Genomic DNA, 17,287 nt, shown 5'->3' on the forward strand with positions numbered 1-17,287 from the left:
CTAATTCCTGAATCCCAGCATGAACAACGGGGTCACATGATGGAGCCGCACCGGGAAAGCCAGGGATGCGAAGAACCCGTCTCTCGAAGCCCAACCGAATCCCAGCCCATGCCTGACCCGGGGGTTTTCTCCTTTATCCCAGACCGTTCCTACGTCGTAGAAGATTTGAAAGTCGCCGTAGCGATATTCAAGAGAGCCGTATGCAACGCGCGCTCCTCCCAGCGGCGCCACATCAAATTTGTTCCATCCCCGCAGGGCGAAACTGTTTCCCAGGGAAAAGCGCTCGAACAGCGGCGCGATTCCGGTGATGATGCCGCCCCTGAAATGCGCCCCAAAAAAGTTCCGGCGCTTGGAGAGCGTATAGTCGGCAGTCAGGAAGTGACGGGTGTACACAAAGTCGCTGTCGAGGACCCGGGTGGCCGTCCGCATGGTGTAGTCTGCGCGGAAATTCTGTCTGAAACCGTTCTGGCTGACTATCCGGTGGCGGTATTGGATGTCGGCAGTCCCGACATAAGCCGTCTGCGTGTGAGTCGCCGGATACTGAATCTGAAGGCGCTCGAAGCTGGTGCCCACGCTCAACTTCAAATCACGGTAGGGAATCAGTGACAGCGAAGGGGCAAAAGTCTGGCGTGCGCGGTACACGCCGGGAACATCGGCAGACTGCGCCAATGCCACATGAGTTGCCTGATTGAAGGTCTGATGGTACGCATCGAAATCAATCCGCAGCTGCACTACGTCCGTTCCCACCTTTCTGTTTTCGTAGCGCAGGCGCAGCCCGGCGTTGCGTTCCAGAAGCTCGTCGGCACTGTCGACCGCCCCAAAGGTAAAAACGCTGTGGTGGAAGTCGATCGGGATCTCGATGGCGCCGCTCAAACCTTCCTTGGAATGATACACGACCGGCGGAACGGGCACTTCAAACCGTTTCCAGAAGGTGCGCTCCACCGAAAAAATCACTCTTACGTGCTCCGGCTTGTCCCCGCGCCTGACCTTTACCGCGACGGAATAGTCGCGCAGTTCCTTGCGCAGTTTCTTGGCCAGCTCATTGGCGGCCTCCTGGTTGTACTTCTCTCCAACCAGTTTCTGCATGTCATCACGCAGAGCCTTGCTGACCTTGGATCCGGAAACTCCCGAGAGCTCGACGCTTTCGACGTCATATCGCGAATTGACGTTAGTCTCGGGTTTTTGCGCGCCGGCCTTCACCCCGGCGGCCCAAAACAGAATCAAGAGGATGGTGATTAAGGTTTTGTTTTTCATGCCCGCATGGTTTGCAAGGTTCGGGCCAAACCCTAAGTGATTCATATGAAAACAGATAGCTTTCGAGGTGCCGTGATTTGATTTCACAGGTGTGGTGCCGCTTTCACGCATCACCGCCCAGGCCTGAATTACTCATGAAGCAGAACCGCACGCCCGTGAAAAGCAACGAAATTGGACGCGGATAAACGGCAACAGCTCCCGCACGCCGACCCAGATCGAACGGTCGGCGTCGGTCAGCGTTTTCCCGCGTCCAAAAATGCATTTTGGTGGCACATTCGTGAACCATCCGGGCCAAGCCCCGGATGATCGCCTGCCATTTGTATCGCGAGTTCGCCCGCTGAAGCAACTTGCAAATGAAGCCCTCTCTGGGAACCGCCTCCATGAGTGCCTGCGTGCCTCAAGTCCGTTCATGGCTTGACTCAAGCGCGAAACTCTGATAATTAACTATCCGGTTAGTTAAATGGGACAGCCGGTGCCGAGCAAGCAACACAAGATCGGGTTCCGGCGCAGAAATAGCGCCGGAACCCGGGCCACGATTCTGGACGCCGCGGAGAGGATTTTTGCCGACGCAGGGTTGGCAGGAGCGCGCATGGACGCCATCGCGGCGGCTGCGGGTGTCAACAAGGCGATGCTCTATTACTACTTCAAGAGCAAGGATGGGCTCTACCGTGCCGTGCTCGAGGCGAACGTCGAGGAGTTTCATCGCGAGGCGGAAGCAGTGCTGGCAGGCGCCGGGTCGGCGGGTGCGATCGTGCTTCGCTATGTCATCCATCATTTTGACTTCATAGGCGCACGCCCATACTATGCACGTTTGTTCCAGCGCCTAATGATGGCAGGGGATCCGAGCCTGGATCGCCTCATCAAAACGCACTTTGTGCCGCTGTCCAGGCGCTTGATCGAGTTGATCGAGCACGCGGTGAAGTCGGGCGAGTTTCACCCCCTGGATGCGCGCCACACGGCGATTTCGCTGGTGGCGCTGACGGTTTTTTATTTTAATGCTGCCCCGATGGCACGCAAAATCGGCAACATCGACGTTTTCGATCCGGCGCAGCAGGCGCATCGGAAAAAAGAGGTCCTGAAGTTCGTCCGCCACGCACTGTTCAGGAATCCGGAGGCCGTGGAACCATGATCCGACGATTGCTCCTTCTGGCATTGGGTCTGCTCTTAGTGACGGGAGGCGTTTTTCTTTACAGATATTTCAATCGTCCCCAGGGTTTGATGCTTACCGGGATCGTTACGACCCACGAAGTCAACGTGAGCCCGCTGATCCAAGGCCGGCTGAGCCAGTTATTGGTAAAGGAGGGGGATGCCGTCAAGGCCGGTCAGTTGGTGGCCGTTATTGATCCACAGGAGCTGCAGGCGGACCGGTCCTATTATGCCCACACGGAACAAGGCGCGGCCGCCCAGGTGGAAGAGCAGGAGGCGGCGCTGAATTATCAGCAAGTGCTGACACGCGATCAGATCAAACAAGCCGAAGCAGCACTCGCGGCTGCCGAGGCGCAGGCCCGGGAGGTGGCGGCGGATCTTGAACTCAACCGTGTGAATTATGAACGCGCCGGGAACCTCTACCAGAAACAGGTCTATTCGGCGCAGGCATTGGATCAGGCAAGAACCGCCTATGAAGCATCTAAAGCTCATGCCGAGTCGTTACAGAAACTGGTCGAAACGCAGAGAGCGAACGTCGCGCTTGCCCGCTCCAACGAAAACCAGATCACCGTCCGACTGAAGGAACTTCAGACGGGACGGCGGCAACTGCTTGCGGCCGGCGCCCAGAAATCAAAGGCCGATGTGCGTCTGGGCTATACCGAAGTCCGGGCGCCCATCAACGGCGTAGTGGCCGTGCTGGCGGCGCGCCAGGGCGAGGTCCTCAGTGTGAGCCAGCCGATCCTGATCCTGATTGATCCGGAGGACCTGTGGGTGCGCGCCGATGTCGAGGAAACCTATATCGACCGCATTCGGCTGGGCGACCGGCTCACCGTCCGCCTGCCATCCGGAGTCGAGCGGGCGGGAACGGTTTTCTACCGCGCCGTGGTTGCCGACTTCGCAACCCAACGGGATGTCAGCCGCGCCAAGCGCGACATCAAGACCTTCGAAATCCGCCTGCGTCTGGACAACGGCGATCGGCGGCTATGGCCGGGCCTGACGGCCTACGTCATGTTGCCGCTCCAGGATGTGCAGGGCGCTCCTCAGGTTTCCAATTAAGCGGGCATGCTATGAGAACAGTGGCGCATTTCGACTCCCGACCCGCAATCCCCGGCCTCGAACTTCCGATCACCCTGCAAGAGTCGGAGGTCTTAGGTCTGATTTCGGAGGCTCGCAGTGCCGGCGATTGAGGCGACTGAGATCAGGAAGTGCTTCGGAACATTCTGTGCCGTGGACAGGCTCAGCTTCACTGTCGATGAGGGCGAGATCTTCGGCCTCCTCGGCCCGAACGGAGCGGGCAAGTCGACGCTCATCCGCATGCTGACCACCCTGCTGCCGCCGACTTCGGGTGTCGCGCTGGTCAACGGATTCGATGTGAGAAACGCAGCCAACAAAGTGCGGCGGACAATCGGCGTCATTCCGCAGGCCATGACTTCGGATCTGGATCTGACCGCAGAAGAGAACCTGGACATTTTTGCCAAACTCTATGGAGTGCCGCGGGAGAAACGGAAGCGGGCGAACCAAGAGCTGTTGGCGGCGGTCGATCTGGAGCAGTGGGGAGACAAGCCGGTAAAGAACTTCTCCGGCGGGATGCGGCGACGGCTGGAGATCGCGCGCGGCCTGGTGCACGAACCCAAGATCTTTTTCCTGGATGAGCCGACGACGGGACTCGATCCGGTCTCGCGTGTTTCGGTGTGGGAGATGTTGATGAAGTTGAAGCAGGGGCGCGAGCTGACGATTCTTCTGACCACGCATTACATGGATGAGGCCGACAGGCTGTGCAACCGCGTGGCGATCGTCGACCACGGCAAACTCGTCGCCCTGGACTCCCCGCTCAAGCTTAAAGCCGCCATCCCCGGAAAGAACATTCTGGAAGTCAGTTTCTCGAGCCTGCCGGACGGCTGGATGGAAACACTGAAGCGGCTTCCCGAGGTCCAGGAAGTCAAGGCGGATGACCACGTCTTCCGGATCAGCTCCAACAACGGGCCGAAAACGACTTCTGAATTGATCGAAACCGCCCGGCATGAGCAGGTCGAGATCACCTCGCTGTCCGTGCAAAGCACGACGCTGGATGACGTTTTCGTGCATTACACGGGCCGGCAGCTCCGCGACGCCCTGCAGGACGCGTTGAAGCTGGACCCCCGGATCATGTATCAGCGACAGCGACACTGAGGATGCCCCATGCGAGGCACGCTGGCTATGATCGAAAGAGACATCCGCAAGTTCAGGCGCAGCCCTACGCTGATCCTGACCACCATGTTTTTCCCGCTGATCCAGCTGGTGGTTCTGGGTTATGCATTTGGCGGGAAACTGGAAAATCTCCATGTGGGCATTGTCGATCAGGACAAGCAGATCGAAACGGTCAAGCTGCGCGAGTTGTGCGGCGCCATCGCAGCCAACGCCCGCACCTTCGATACCGTCATGTACGCGGACGAACATCAGGCGATGACGGACCTGCGCAACGGACGCATCAGCGCGGTCCTCCAGATCCCGCCGGATTTCTCACGCCGTGTCCTGGCAAAGGAGGCGCCGCGGGTGGCTTTGATCGAAGACAACACGGACAACTTTGCGGTCGCGGCGCTCGAAGGGGCGTTCACTCAATTGCTCGGCAGCTTCAACCAGCGGGGATCCCCGCCGCGCTTGCCGGCCCAGGCTACGCTCTCGGTGGTCGAAGTGTATCCCTACGTCCCCTATATTCAGTACCTTCTCTCCGGTACGGTTGTGCTGGCGATTTTTATCTCGGCCATGATCGGCGGCGGCATCATTTTCATAGATGACAAGGCCCGCGGTCTTCATGAAGGGTATCTCGTCACTCCCATCAGCAAGGTGGAACTCATTTTGGGATTCACCTTGTCCGGGGCGATCAAGGCCTGCCTCTCCGGCGTGGTCCTGGCCACGCTCGGGTCCATCATCGCCGGCATCCCGAATCCATTGGACCCAGTCCGCCTCGCCAAGCTGCTGATCGTCATCGTCGTTTCGGCCTTGGCCCTCATCAGCATGATGTTCATGCTGATGGTGCGCGTGAACGATCCGCTCGTGCCGCGCGCCACCATGGGGGTCTTGAATACGCTCCTCTACTTTCCCAGCGGCGCGGTCTATCCCGTCAACGGATTCCCGAACTGGATGCGGGTGATCTCATCCGTGGATCCATTCACCTATGCGGTTCACGCGTTCAAGGAACTCCTGCTCAAGAATGCAGGCCTGGGAGCCATCGCATTCGACCTGTCGTTTCTCATCATATTCGCCCTCCTGATGATGACCCTCGCCACCCTCCTCTTTAAGCGCAGCCTGTAATTCCCCGCGCCGCAGCCACTGCCAAGGCGCCGAAACCCTGCCGGCGTCCTGGTTTTAGTGAACGACGCACGTCAACAAGAATGGAACAGAGCTCTTTTCCGCGTGGTTCTGGATTCATCCTTGCGCGTGGCCTTCGTGGCTGCCATGGTCGCTCTTGTCCTTCTTATGGTTCGGGTGCGCTCCAGCGGCGTACGCCATGCGGCCTGGACCGCCGTTTTGTGTGCCATGCTGCTCATGCCGGTTCTGCCCTACTGCGTCCGGTCCATTTCGATTCCCGTTCCCGTTCCAGCTGCCGGCATCGGAGAGATGCCCGCAATTCCGGAAACCTCGTTGCCGGCCGGTTCTGCCCCGAGTTCCGAAGTTTCTACCCTGAACCCCACGCCCGCGAACCAGACGGCTCCGGTTCCCGAGACTCTCCGGGGAAGCAATTCAATCTGGCCCGTGGCCGCGATGATGACCTACGGCTTTGGAGTCTTGATCCTGTTCTCCCGGGTGGTTCTCGGCTGGCGCACCATGAGCAGGTCGCCGACAAGCCGCTGGCCGAGAAATTGCTGCTGCGCGCGCAGACTCTCGATCCCAAGGGGAAGTATTCGTACTCGCTGGGACGGCTCTACGCCCTCACTCTCCTTGGTTCTAATTCCTCGATGCCGTTGAACGTCGTTCGGTCCGTCAGCGCGTGATTGCAGACATCCAGGATGCGGCCGCCGAACCACGATGATCCATGCGCACGACGGGCAACCGGGATCCGGAGTTTTCCCGGTTGTCCTCCCGGGAAGCCGGCACGGCAGAAGTGCTAGACAATTGTCTAAATAAATGCTTGACATTTAGACAAACGTCAATATACTTTTCAGCAGACGATCCGACCGTTATCCTTGTGCGGGGGATCCGGATGGCCCACGAGAAACCGCCTGATGCCGAGCTTGAGGTTCTGGCCTGCCTGCGCCGGTTGAAGAAAGCGACGGCGCGGGAAGTCAAAGACGCCGTGAGTGAGTACCGCCCGATGGCCCACGGGTCCGTGCTCACGCTTCTGAAGCGGCTCGAGAGCCGGTCGCTGGTTACCAAGAAAAAGGGCACGACCGGGAAAGCCTTCGTTTATCGGCCCACGCGCCTTGCCGAATCCACCTACAACAAAGTCCTCACGCAGTTGCTGCACCGGGTGTTTGCCGGCGACAGCGTCGCCCTGGTTGCGTCTTTGTTCGAGAGGAAGCTTCCTGACCCGCAGGAACTCGCGGATCTGCAGCAGCTGCTCGATGAGTTGAAGGAGAAGAGCGCCGAGAAAGGCGGCAAGCCGTGAGCATGATCGACGTGATCCACCGGGCTGCCGCGTACTGGTTTCCCTATTTGGGCGGCGCCTTCTGGCAATCCACGATTCTCGCGCTGCTGGTGCTCGGGATCGTCACGCTGGGGCGGCTCTGGCCGCCGCCGCTGCGTCATGCATTTGGCTGCAGCTGCTGTTGTCGGCCGTCTGGTGGTTCAACCCCGTGTACTGGCTCCTTGCGCGCGGCATCCGCGCCGTGCGCGAGGATTGCTGCGATGATCTGGTGGTTGCGGCCGGCTTGAGCCCGCGCGCGACCTATTGCCAGACGCTGTTGAATGCCGCACAGGTCGCGGCCGGCCGGGTCATGGCGGGAGCGTCATTTGCCTGCCCGCGGGAATCGCGCCGGCTGCGCAGGAGGCTGAGAAGAATCATGAACAATAACTTCAGGCCGGTCGCCCGGCTTTCCATGAAGCACATCGCTTTGGTTGCAGTCTTCGGCCTTGTGTTATTGCCGGGAGTGGCGCCGCGGGCGTCCGGGCGATCGCTGCCGGAGTCAGGCGAGAACGAGGCTGGCTTGCCCATACCGGCGTTCTATCAGCAGGCGGGCGCATCCTCGGATTGCCTGACGCCGAGCGGCACGCCCTGCTTCACGATTCAGTACCACCGCGCCCAATGGGAGTTTTTCAGCGCCGGCATCACCGACGTGCGCCGCTACAGTTCGGACATTACCGAGGCCGTGCGCAGGGATGGAACAGGCGTGAGCAGAACCGTCGACGCTGAGAGCTATCAGTTTCTCAAGGGGAGTACGCGGACCGACCGTCCGTTGACGGTAATGTATCTTCCCTATGGAAACCAGGTGATCAGATATCAATCCTCGCCCAGCAGGATGCCGCGTCTTCCTTCTTTTCTGCTTTTACGTCAACCTCCCGTGACCTGGTTCCGACTTACGACCCGGCGCTCGAGCGAAGGAGACAGCACCTGCAGCACCGCGATTCGGCATTTCGGCGCGGATTTCAAATATGCCGGAGAGGCGACGGTCGCGGGCGTAAGCGTTTCCAAATGGACCCGGGGCAGCTGGTGGGGAAGTCAGGAGGAAGAGCTCTATCTGGCCCCGTCGCTCGATTGCGAGTGCTTGAAAAGCTACAAGGTCTACCGCAACCGCTGGCTTCTGCCCAGGCTCACCGACTCGAAGGAAGCGATCTCCGTCAAGTTGGGAGACCCCGATCCGGCGCTGTTTGCTGTCCCGCCGGGTTCCCTGCAAGTGGATCCCCGGCTGTGGCTCGTGCGGCGCTGAGAGGCAAAACCGGCGGCGCGCTTAACCGCTAAAAAGCTGTGAGAATTCGAGGTATGGCACCTGCAAAGGAGGTGCCGGACGGCGCCTCGAACCCTACCCCATCTCTGTCCCTGGCCGGTCGCCTCAGCGTGCTTTGCGTATAGAAGAAATGTAGGTCGCGGCCGCCGGACGCGACCTACTTTGCGGTGTGAACCGAAGAGTCTCGTTTGCCGATGTGTCCCCGGGCTATTTCCAGGCGATGGGGATACCTTTGCTTCTTGGGCGCGACTTTACCGAACACGATGGCCTATGGTCTCCTGGGGTTGTCATCGTCTCGGAGTCCCTGGCGCGCCTGCTCTGGCCGGCGGAAAACCCGATCGGGGAACGGCCGGCATTTCATGATCCCGGATTCGTGGTTTCATCATTTGACCTTGTAGTAGCGGATCCTGTGGGCCGGGGTGGTATAGAGAAGCGAGTGAGCGAGATCGAGGTGCCGGTCCAGCCAGGTCCGCCCGCCGGAAGCTGCAGCCACGGCATCGTAAGCGGTGCCTTCCAGCCAGAGCGGCCGATTTTTCTGTGCGGCCTCCACGCGGCGGCTCTCGACTTCGGCCACGCCTGGAGCGGGCAGGTCGATCCATGCGGCTTGCGGATTGAAATAGCTGATGAGCCAGAGATCGGAGTGGGAATTGCTGTAAAGGATTTCGGCGTCCTGCTGCCAGTCCTGATTGTGCTGCAGCGCAAAAGAAAGCACCTCGTTGGCTTCTGTCCTGGAGTGCGGATAGATGGAGACGGTGAAGTTCCAGGCACACACCATTGCCGCGAGCAGCGCCGGCAATCGGACCCCATGTGCACGCCAGACCTGCGAGGTCGCCAGCAGGAATATCAACGGCGGGAGGTAGAAGAGCCGGTAAAACGTGTTTTGCGGTTGCCAGAAGAAAAGAAACACTACGTAGGTCACTATCCAGACGAGGGCCGGCCGGTTCGCCCCGAGCCAGGCACGGAGTCCTTCTGATGAAGGTCCGGGAGGATCTTTCGCTATCGGTTGCAATGCGCGCACCACATGAATCGCGAGCAGCACTGCGAGGGCCCCGAATGCCAGCGCGCCGGCCACCGTCACAGGATCGAGAGGCATCTGGTTGACCCTGCCGCCGAAAAACAGCCGCATGGTGCCGCGCACCGTATATCGTGTACTGCGCAACATGCCGACCGCCAGAAAGGTGACGTCCTGCGAGCGCACCGTGATCCATTCCCAGAACTGCCTAGGGCCTGCATGCGGGTGTACGAGGGAAAACGCCGATATGTAAGCTGCTGCCGTGATTGAGAATGCCGTAGCGCCGTATTGCGCAGCCCGGACCATTTTTTGCCGCTTCCGGCCTCCGCTAACCTCCTGCCCTGCCGGCACCAGGAACCCGACGACGGCCACGGGAAAGAAAAACAGCGCGAGCTGGTGGAACAGCATGGCTGCGCCGTGGGCCAGCCCGGCAGCCCAGGGCCGCGGAGGCCGTGTGGGAAGCAAGAACCGGAAGCTCACCAGGAGAAAGAAGATGGATGGGATGTACGCATCCGCGTCGGCTGCAAACCTCCACCACTGGGCAGAAAACGCAAACAGGAGCGCGCACCAGGTGCCGCGGCGGGCGGATCCGGTCAACTCCGCCACGATGTGCCAGACCAGATACACGCTTGCGGCCGCAAAGAGCGCGCTGAGAGCCTGAAGCACAAAGAGCACGCGCAAGTCGATACCGGCTGCGGCCGCGCTCTTCCACACTGCGTATCCCATCAGGTTGTACAGCAGGTGATTGGGATGCAGGAGTGCATCGGGATAGGCATTCGAAGTTTCAATGGTCCGAGCGAAACCGACACCGTCCCAGTAAAATTCCCGGGCAGGCAGCAGCAGGTAGATCCCGAGGCTGACGAAGGCGATCAGCGCGCCCTGGCGTCGTTGGAGTAAAACCGGTGATCCGCATGCCATAATGATCGATGGAAGACTCCTGCAATCGATCTCAATCCAAGGAGCGCCCTCGTTTGCCTCAGGCCCCAGGGCGCGCCATCTCGACTCGGGATCCGCATGCACTGCGTTCCTGGTGGCAGGGAAAGCGGATCCAATATAGTGCAGTTCCCGCCCGATTTCGACTGGTTTCAAAACCGCAGCAGCCACGAAAGACACAAAAAGATCGATGAAATGGTATGATCTGCTGCTTCCGTTGAATAATTTGATGCAGGAAAGGGGTTGTGGAGTATGGCGGAAGGGACAATGGTTCCGCAGAAACTGATTCTTGAGATTCTATGTGCGATCCAGGGCTCCTTAGGAAAAGAAAATCAAAGGGTGTTCGCAAGAGCCGGTAGGAGCCTTGGGGCGGAATGGGCAGCGACGATATCGCGGGCCGGGAGTGTCGATGAGCTGATGGGGAAAATGGCAGCCTATCTACAAGAAGGTCTTCAGCTTGCCGAAACAGTCACGTTTGAGAAGGAGGGGATGGACTACGTCTTAAAAGTAAGAAGATGCGCTATCTGTCATGGCAAGCTTGTCAAGGAAAAGCATGGGATCAGCGCGGCCTGTGCGATCTCAATGTTTCCAATCGGAGCGCTGGTCAGGAATTTGGGCATCAAAAACGCCCGTTTGAAGGAGATTCGCAAGTCGGGCCCGATTGGCGACTGCCACCTGGTATACGAGATCGGGCGTTGAGCCTAAGATATCGTGCCTGCCAGGGCGATAATCGCCCTCATCAGCTTGAATCCTTCCAGATAATCATTCGCCGTAAACGTCACGGCGCGCGGATTTGACTTCTTGACACCCGGCAGCAGCGCCGCGGGTTCGGCCTGCGCGCTGTTGAGGAACTCGACCTCGAACGTGTAGGGGGGATTCAGGCGAAACGCTGGAATCTTGTCCCTTTTCCCAAGAGCTTCCATTACGGCATTTTTCAGGCGTGCCCGGGCTTCCTGGGCGGGAAGGAGTCGTGCCGCCTGCCGGCCGATGGCTTCCTTGACCGCTGCCGTGACCAACTCCTGGCCAAGGATGGTCTTGGCCTGAACGCACGTCTCGGTATCGCCGCTGATCATGATGACCGGAACCTTATAGTAACCGGCGATCGCGCCATTGATCCCGAGCTCCGGCAATTCCTGGCCGTTGATGCGAATGGCCCGGACGGTTGCGCTCGAGATGGTGTGGTCCAGAATGGCCGGCGTGGATCCGGCACGCGCGTGGTAGCCGACAAAGATACAGGCATCGAAGGACGCATCGATTCCCTGCATCATCGACAGCGGCTTGGGAGATCCGGTGATCAGCGCAGCTCGGGGATTCAAGCTGTCGGCTACGATGTTCCGCATGCTGCCATGGGAGTCGTTCACGACGATTTCCGCGGCCCCGGCCTGAAGCAGCCCTTCGATGACCGCATTCACATCTTCGGCCATCCAGCGCCGCGCCGCGCCGTAATCCGCAGATCCGGATGAGACCTGTTCGCTGTGCACGACGCCCCAGATCCCCTCCATGTCGACAGAGATGAAAACCTTTGGGCCCCGCTTCTGGGGCGTCTGGCTGACGAGCGCAGAGGCAAAGAGAAGAATGACGGCAAGGCAAAGTCCTGGTTTCATGGTTTCCTCCTTTAGGACTGCTTTCCGATCGACCACTCCACGGCTGCTGCGGCATGGAGTGCAGTGGTATCGAACAGAGGCATGGGATAATCCTCAGGCCGGATCAGGAGCGGAATCTCCGTGCAGCCCAGGATTACACCCTCGGCGCCGCGAGCCTGGAGATTGCGAATTACGGACTTGTAGGCATCGCGTGAGGCTTCGGAAATGATGCCGCGGCTCAGCTCCCGAAAAATGATGTCATGGACGACCTTTCTTTCCTCTTCGCCGGGGATCAGAGTGCTGAGGCCGTGCTGTTTTTCCAGTCGATTGCGATAGAAATCCTGCTCCATGGTGTAGCGGGTTCCCAGGAGGCCGACGGTCTGCAGGCCCTGCCTCCGGATCTCGCCCGCCGCGGCATCGGCGATGTGAAGCAGCGGGATGGACAGCGCAGCCTCAATGGTTCCGGCCATTTGATGCATCGTATTGGCACAGATCACGAGGAACTCGGCTCCGGCCCGCTCGACGCGCCGGGCGGCCTCGACCATGAGACGCGCCAAAGCGTCCCACTCCCCCGCGTTCTGCCGCGCTTCGACTTCGGCGAACTCCAGGGAATAAAGAATGCACTGCGCCGAGTGGCTTCCCCCCAGCCGCGCCTGTATTCCGGCGTTAATCAAACGGTAGTAGTCGACTGTGGAATGCCAGGTCATCCCTCCCAGCAGTCCGATCGTTTTCATCGTTGCTGCTCCTATGGAGTGCGGCAGCGCTTGCCAAGCAGGCGCTTGTTGCGCCGGTCTGTTTGCATGGGGCAAGCTACCCGAAGTCAACGCGCAAGCAAGCTTGCGCATTCCAAGGACTCCGTCGTGAGTAGTGTCCGAGAAGGGGACACTCCGTTATGGGCTATCCCCTTATCGCAGATTGACGCGTTACTTCTTCGCGGCCGCCCGGACCGGAAGGAGGTCTGCCACGAAGCAGCCGCGGCCATGGGTGCCGATCACAACGACATTCTCCGCCGTCTGGATAGCCAGGTCGAAAACGTAGGCGGTCGGCAGGCCCGTGCCGAGCACTTCCCATTTCTTGCCGCCGTCGATTGTCACGTAAACGGCCAGGTCGGTTCCCAGGTAGAGGATATTCTTGTTGGTTGGATCTTCCTTCACTACGTTCAAGATGCCGCCGGGCACTGAAGTGGCAATGTTGGTCCAGGTCTTCCCGTAATTTGTGGACTTGTACAGGTATGGGTTGAAATCGTTGTGCCGTTTGCCATTGACGACGACATACACCGTTCCCTCGTCGAAGCGGGAGGCCTCGATGCTCGCGATGAAGCGTTCCGGGGGAAGGCCGCTGTTGATCTTCTCCCAGCTTCCACCTTCATCCCTGGTGATCTGGATGTTGCCGTCGTCGGTCCCTGCGTAAATCAGGCCTTTCTTCAGCGGGGATTCGGAGATGGACCAGATCGTGGAATAGAAGATATTCCCTTGTTTTGTCGGATCGAAGTTCGTCAGATCGGGACTGATCTTTCTCCAGATCTTGCCCTGATCGTCGGTGAGGAACAGGAACTGGGCGCCGAAGAGCACCCGATTCGGATCGTGGGGAGATACGATGATGGGAGATACCCACTGGGCGCGTTTCCTGTCGGTGCCGAAGTTAGGAGCAATCGTCGTGTTGCCCAGGCGGCTTCCTCGTCCTTGTCCTCGTGCGGCTCCTTGCGCCTGGCCTCGTGCTTGTCCCTGTGCCTGCACTTGTGCCTGCCCTCGCGCCTGTCCCTGCGCCTGCGCTTGAGCTTGCGCTTGTGCTTGTGCCTGCGCTTGCGCTTGAGCCTGCGCCTCGGCGGCCGCTTTGGTGTAATCCATCAGCGATGGGCCGCCGCCATAACGTATTACATAATAGACAATGTTCGGGTCGACCGGATTTACGGCATGGCGCCCGGCTTCGTCGCCGATGGCACTTTCCCATTCTTTCCAGGTGATTTTGTCGCGGCCGGCGGTCATGTCGATTTCGCCCCGATACCCGCCTGAATCCTGAACGTTAGTGTAAGCCCAGAATTTGCCTTTGGTCTGGCTCACCGCCACGCTGAACATGTGGGCGATGGGGATATTGGTCGGGTGTTTGGCGGTGGCGAGCCCATCATGGCTGATCATGATGCCGCCGTCGTTTACAACCAGGACATGGGACGAATCCGTCGGATCGATCCACATCCCGTGAAAGTCGGGATGGCCCCTAGCCGGGGGGCTTTCCCAAGTCTTTCCCCCGTCCTTCGACCGCTGGTAATTAATCCCCATGACATAGACAATGTCCGCGTTCGCAGGGTCAACCCTGACCTGGCCAAACACCCAGCCATAGCCGGGATAGATACCCTTGATCTTGTCGTTGCCTTCGACCAGCTGCCAGGTTTCCCCTTTGTTATTGCTGCGATAGAGGTAGGCCCCGTCGATTTCCTTTCCGCTGCTGTCCTTGACTAACTTGTCGATGAGGGCGTAAACGACGTTGGGATTGGTCCTGCAGATGTCCATCCCGATCCGCTCGTACTCTCCCGTGGAGAAATCCGGCAGCCCGTTGGTCAGCGGCTTCCAGGTCTTGCCGCCGTCGACGGTCTTGTAAAGGCCGCTCTGGGGAGTCGGCTTGGGATCGTTCCAGCGGTAACGCATCCTTTCGGCCGTGCTCGCATAGAGGATCTCAGAGTTTTCCGGGTCCATGGCCAGATCGATGATGCCGGTTTTTTCGTCCTTGTAGAAGATCTTCTGCCAGGTTTTGCCGCCGTTGATGGTTTTGTAGACACCTCGTTCCGGATTGTAAGTGTATTCATGGCCGGGAGCAGCGACGTAGACGATGTCAGGATTCTTGGGGTGCACGATAATTCGGGCGATATGTTGCGTGTCTCCCAGTCCCATGTAAGTAAAGTGCTGGCCCGCGTCGATGGATTTGTAAATTCCGATTCCAGCCTGCGAGCTCCGGAAAATGTTGGCTTCTCCGGTGCCGACCCAGACGATATTGGGATTTGACGGCGCAAGGGCGAGGTCTCCGATGGATTCGACAGGATAGTCCTCGAAGATGGCAGTCCAGTTCACCCCATCGTCTGTGGATTTCCAAACGCCCCCTTGTGCGGCGGCTGCGTAAATCACTCCGGGCTGTGAAACATGAGCCTCCACGTCCACCATTCGTCCGCTCATGGTCATCGGGCCGACGGCAGTCCACTTGACGTCTTTGAATGGCGAACTGGCGCGCATGGCCTGGTGTTTCTGGAAATTGCGCAGGCGCGTCTTGGCTTCGGAAGAATCCTTGGCTGCCTGCGGAGCACCGGCGGGAACGCTCAGCCCCAGTGCGGAGAAGAGCAATAGAACAGTCACTAAAAGGAACGACCGCGTACGATTGCTTGATGACATAGGATATCCCTCACATCAGTCTTCATTTTCATGCGCGTGGGTATGCCGGCGCATGAGTGGCTGCTTCGTCCGATTCAAAGGTGGCAGACGGCTCACCTGGATACGCGGCGATCGGCCGTCCACTTCGCCTCGGGACCGGTGCCGGATTTGAAGGTGCCTGCGATCGTGTTGCCGTTGACATTCCCGGAATAGGTCTGCGTCTCGCCGGCTGCAAAGCTTATTTTGGCACCCTCGAGCTTCGCGTTTTTCAGCGGCTGATCCTTGCCGCTTATTCTCAGGATGCCTTCTATCTTCTGGAAACTCTGCCTCAGAATGAGTTCCCCCGGGCCCGCTGCAGTCTGCAAGGTCCAGGTGCCCGCCACCCGGGCAGGGACGATCCACAAATAGCCTGTGCGGCCTTCGACGCTCGTTGTCTGGTCCGGTTCCCAGTCCTCCATGTTGAACGCATGCGAAATCACGCGGGTGCCCGGTTTCATTTCGAGAATCTTGGGCCGCAGCTTCATGTTCAGGTCAGGCAACAGGTACATCGTGACCACGGTAGCCTGGCTGAAATCGGTCTCGAAAATGTCGCCTTGCACGAAGTTCGCCTTGCCGGACACACCCTCCTTCTGGGCATTGCTTTTAGAGAGCTCCACCATGTCGGGATTGTACTCGACGCCGAGGGCGCGCGCCCCGCGCTTGGCAGCCGCAATCACCCAGGGACCGTCGCCCGAGCCGAGGTCGATTACATAGTCATTGGGCGACACCTTGGCCAGATCGAACATGGCTTCAATGAGTTCCTTGGGTGTCGGTACCCAGATGACGTCCTTGCCTGCCTGCCCGACGCTCGGTTGGAATTGTTGCTGCTGCTGTGCGCTCGCGATCGTCGGGGCGCCGAGGGTCAGCAGCACTAAGGTCAGGGTAAAGATAACGGCTGTGGTTCTGTTGCGCATCATTGCCTGAATCTCCTTTGAAAGTGCTGGTTGTCGAGGGGCATTCTAATCGTGATCACTTTTGCGCGGCAAGCCAAATCAGCCGCGGCTGCTGCTCCGAGGCCGACTACCTTGCCGGTTGCTGATCCGACGGCTGTCGGACAAAAGCATATTCTGCGCATTTGTCGGCTGCATAGGGATTGAATTCCTTCCGGAACAGCAGGAATCCTTGACTCTTGAGCGCACCCACGATGCGGATGAAATCCGCGAATGCCTCGTCGTTCCACAAATGGAATTCGACCAACAATTGTTGTACGCCCAGGGAAAGCAGACTCTGCGACGAAAGCATCTGCTTCAGGGCTGCAAACTCTCCTCCTTCGACATCGATCTTCAGGATGTCGACGTGAGTGTGGTTCAGGGAGCCGGCAATGGCGGCAAGGCTCTTGACGGCGCACTTTTGCCCTTCAATGACCAGATTCCACTGATTCTTTCCTTCGCCCGACACCGGGCCCAGGCCCACAGGCTGAAAATAGATGCGGCCGCGGCCGCATAGCTGGCCTGATTTGAAGTTGGCGAAGTTTGCTGCTACAGACGGTGAAGGATCAAACATATGAACGTCGCAGCCAAACAGGCCCGCCATGTCGATATCAAAGGAAATGTCATCGCCGACGCCGAAAGAATACACTATGGACGCGTTCGGCAATGACTGTGGATTACAGATCCATTTCCCGCCGTCAAAGGCAGTCCCGACCCGCATCGTGGTGTCGCAGTCCGTGACGGCATCAAACAGGTAATTCCGTTGGGTTCCGACAACCTTCCTCACGATGCACTCCGGACACCTGGCGAACTCCTGCAACACCCGATCCTGCATCTGTAGCTTTTTCTCGAATATCCCCTTTTTCGTGTTGGCCAGGGGGCTTGCGAGGAATTCCTTGTTTTTCTGCAGAACCGCTTCGTTGAAATTGATGGGTTGTCTTGCCGGTGTCATTTCCTTTTTCCGGCATGAGAACAGGCCGGCACTGCAGGTTGCCAGAATCACCAGCATCAAACTCCGCACTCTAAAATCCATATCTTTAGCTCTTGTCTTTCCCGCCATTTTCCGCCACCCCTGAGAATTTGATAGCAATCATAGCCTGGATAGTTTATCAATCAACCCGTTATGTGGAACCCTGGCGGTCAAAGGATCGCTTTCAGGATTTTCATGCCGATC

At 58.8% G+C, this 17,287-nt stretch carries 14 protein-coding genes; 7 read left to right on the plus strand and 7 right to left on the minus strand.

What is annotated here, in order from left to right; genetic code table 11:
• Positions 1-1,254 (minus strand): outer membrane protein assembly factor, encoded by a 1,254-nt coding sequence (locus LAP85_11130; GenBank protein MBZ5496944.1) that lies wholly within the window; start codon positions 1,252-1,254, stop codon positions 1-3.
• A 460-nt stretch (positions 1,255-1,714) separates the two neighbouring features.
• Here LAP85_11130 and LAP85_11135 point away from each other — a divergent pair, with 460 nt between their 5' ends.
• From LAP85_11135 to LAP85_11160, 6 genes are all read left to right on the plus strand, one after another.
• Positions 1,715-2,383: a CerR family C-terminal domain-containing protein gene (locus LAP85_11135; GenBank protein MBZ5496945.1), complete on the plus strand. Its 669-nt coding sequence runs from the start codon at positions 1,715-1,717 to the stop codon at positions 2,381-2,383.
• Entirely contained in the window at positions 2,380-3,456 is a 1,077-nt protein-coding gene (locus tag LAP85_11140; protein MBZ5496946.1) for an efflux RND transporter periplasmic adaptor subunit, read from the plus strand. The genes LAP85_11135 and LAP85_11140 overlap by 4 nt, the downstream gene beginning before the upstream one ends.
• Positions 3,457-3,573: 117 nt before the next feature.
• Positions 3,574-4,569, plus strand: a complete 996-nt coding sequence (locus LAP85_11145) for an ATP-binding cassette domain-containing protein (GenBank protein MBZ5496947.1) — start codon at positions 3,574-3,576, stop codon at positions 4,567-4,569.
• A 9-nt stretch (positions 4,570-4,578) separates the two neighbouring features.
• On the plus strand, positions 4,579-5,691 hold the full coding sequence (locus LAP85_11150; protein MBZ5496948.1) for an ABC transporter permease: 1,113 nt from the start codon (positions 4,579-4,581) through the stop codon (positions 5,689-5,691).
• Between the two features lie 889 nt (positions 5,692-6,580).
• Complete coding sequence (locus tag LAP85_11155; protein MBZ5496949.1) at positions 6,581-6,985, plus strand: BlaI/MecI/CopY family transcriptional regulator; 405 nt, start codon at positions 6,581-6,583, stop codon at positions 6,983-6,985.
• Between the two features lie 160 nt (positions 6,986-7,145).
• Positions 7,146-8,243 (plus strand): hypothetical protein, encoded by a 1,098-nt coding sequence (locus LAP85_11160; GenBank protein MBZ5496950.1) that lies wholly within the window; start codon positions 7,146-7,148, stop codon positions 8,241-8,243.
• 400 nt (positions 8,244-8,643) lie between these two features.
• Here LAP85_11160 and LAP85_11165 read toward each other — a convergent pair whose 3' ends face one another.
• Positions 8,644-10,362 carry a hypothetical protein gene (locus LAP85_11165; protein ID MBZ5496951.1) on the minus strand — a complete coding sequence of 573 codons (1,719 nt, stop codon included), beginning with the start codon at positions 10,360-10,362 and terminating at the stop codon, positions 8,644-8,646.
• Positions 10,363-10,623: 261 nt separating this feature from the next.
• Between LAP85_11165 and LAP85_11170 the strand changes: the two genes are divergently transcribed.
• Positions 10,624-10,905 carry a hypothetical protein gene (locus LAP85_11170; protein MBZ5496952.1) on the plus strand — a complete coding sequence of 94 codons (282 nt, stop codon included), beginning with the start codon at positions 10,624-10,626 and terminating at the stop codon, positions 10,903-10,905.
• 2 nt (positions 10,906-10,907) lie between these two features.
• On the opposite strand, the gene LAP85_11175 is transcribed toward LAP85_11170, so the two are convergent.
• The 5 genes from LAP85_11175 to LAP85_11195 form a co-directional block, all read right to left on the minus strand.
• Positions 10,908-11,810, minus strand: a complete 903-nt coding sequence (locus LAP85_11175; GenBank protein ID MBZ5496953.1) for a M55 family metallopeptidase — start codon at positions 11,808-11,810, stop codon at positions 10,908-10,910.
• 11 nt (positions 11,811-11,821) lie between these two features.
• A complete protein-coding gene (locus LAP85_11180; GenBank protein MBZ5496954.1) occupies positions 11,822-12,523 on the minus strand; it encodes an aspartate/glutamate racemase family protein in 702 nt (233 codons plus the stop codon).
• 189 nt (positions 12,524-12,712) lie between these two features.
• A complete protein-coding gene (locus LAP85_11185; protein MBZ5496955.1) occupies positions 12,713-15,166 on the minus strand; it encodes a hypothetical protein in 2,454 nt (817 codons plus the stop codon).
• 92 nt (positions 15,167-15,258) lie between these two features.
• A complete protein-coding gene (locus LAP85_11190) occupies positions 15,259-16,101 on the minus strand; it encodes a class I SAM-dependent methyltransferase (GenBank protein MBZ5496956.1) in 843 nt (280 codons plus the stop codon).
• A gap of 103 nt (positions 16,102-16,204) precedes the next feature.
• Positions 16,205-17,146 (minus strand): FkbM family methyltransferase, encoded by a 942-nt coding sequence (locus tag LAP85_11195; protein ID MBZ5496957.1) that lies wholly within the window; start codon positions 17,144-17,146, stop codon positions 16,205-16,207.
• Positions 17,147-17,287 lie beyond the last annotated feature (141 nt).

It is taken from the genome of Terriglobia bacterium (genome assembly GCA_020072565.1).
Taxonomy (GTDB): Bacteria; Acidobacteriota; UBA6911; order UBA6911; family UBA6911; genus JAFNAG01.

Coding starts and splice junctions, on each gene's coding strand:
- LAP85_11195 (MBZ5496957.1), bottom strand. CDS start 17,146: ATGGATTTTAGAGTGCGGAGTTTGATGCTGGTGATTCTGGCAACCTGC.
- LAP85_11185 (MBZ5496955.1), bottom strand. CDS start 15,166: ATGTCATCAAGCAATCGTACGCGGTCGTTCCTTTTAGTGACTGTTCTA.
- LAP85_11135 (MBZ5496945.1), top strand. CDS start 1,715: ATGGGACAGCCGGTGCCGAGCAAGCAACACAAGATCGGGTTCCGGCGC.
- LAP85_11170 (MBZ5496952.1), top strand. CDS start 10,624: ATGGGGAAAATGGCAGCCTATCTACAAGAAGGTCTTCAGCTTGCCGAA.
- LAP85_11140 (MBZ5496946.1), top strand. CDS start 2,380: ATGATCCGACGATTGCTCCTTCTGGCATTGGGTCTGCTCTTAGTGACG.
- LAP85_11180 (MBZ5496954.1), bottom strand. CDS start 12,523: ATGAAAACGATCGGACTGCTGGGAGGGATGACCTGGCATTCCACAGTC.
- LAP85_11130 (MBZ5496944.1), bottom strand. CDS start 1,254: ATGAAAAACAAAACCTTAATCACCATCCTCTTGATTCTGTTTTGGGCC.
- LAP85_11155 (MBZ5496949.1), top strand. CDS start 6,581: ATGGCCCACGAGAAACCGCCTGATGCCGAGCTTGAGGTTCTGGCCTGC.
- LAP85_11150 (MBZ5496948.1), top strand. CDS start 4,579: ATGCGAGGCACGCTGGCTATGATCGAAAGAGACATCCGCAAGTTCAGG.
- LAP85_11175 (MBZ5496953.1), bottom strand. CDS start 11,810: ATGAAACCAGGACTTTGCCTTGCCGTCATTCTTCTCTTTGCCTCTGCG.
- LAP85_11190 (MBZ5496956.1), bottom strand. CDS start 16,101: ATGATGCGCAACAGAACCACAGCCGTTATCTTTACCCTGACCTTAGTG.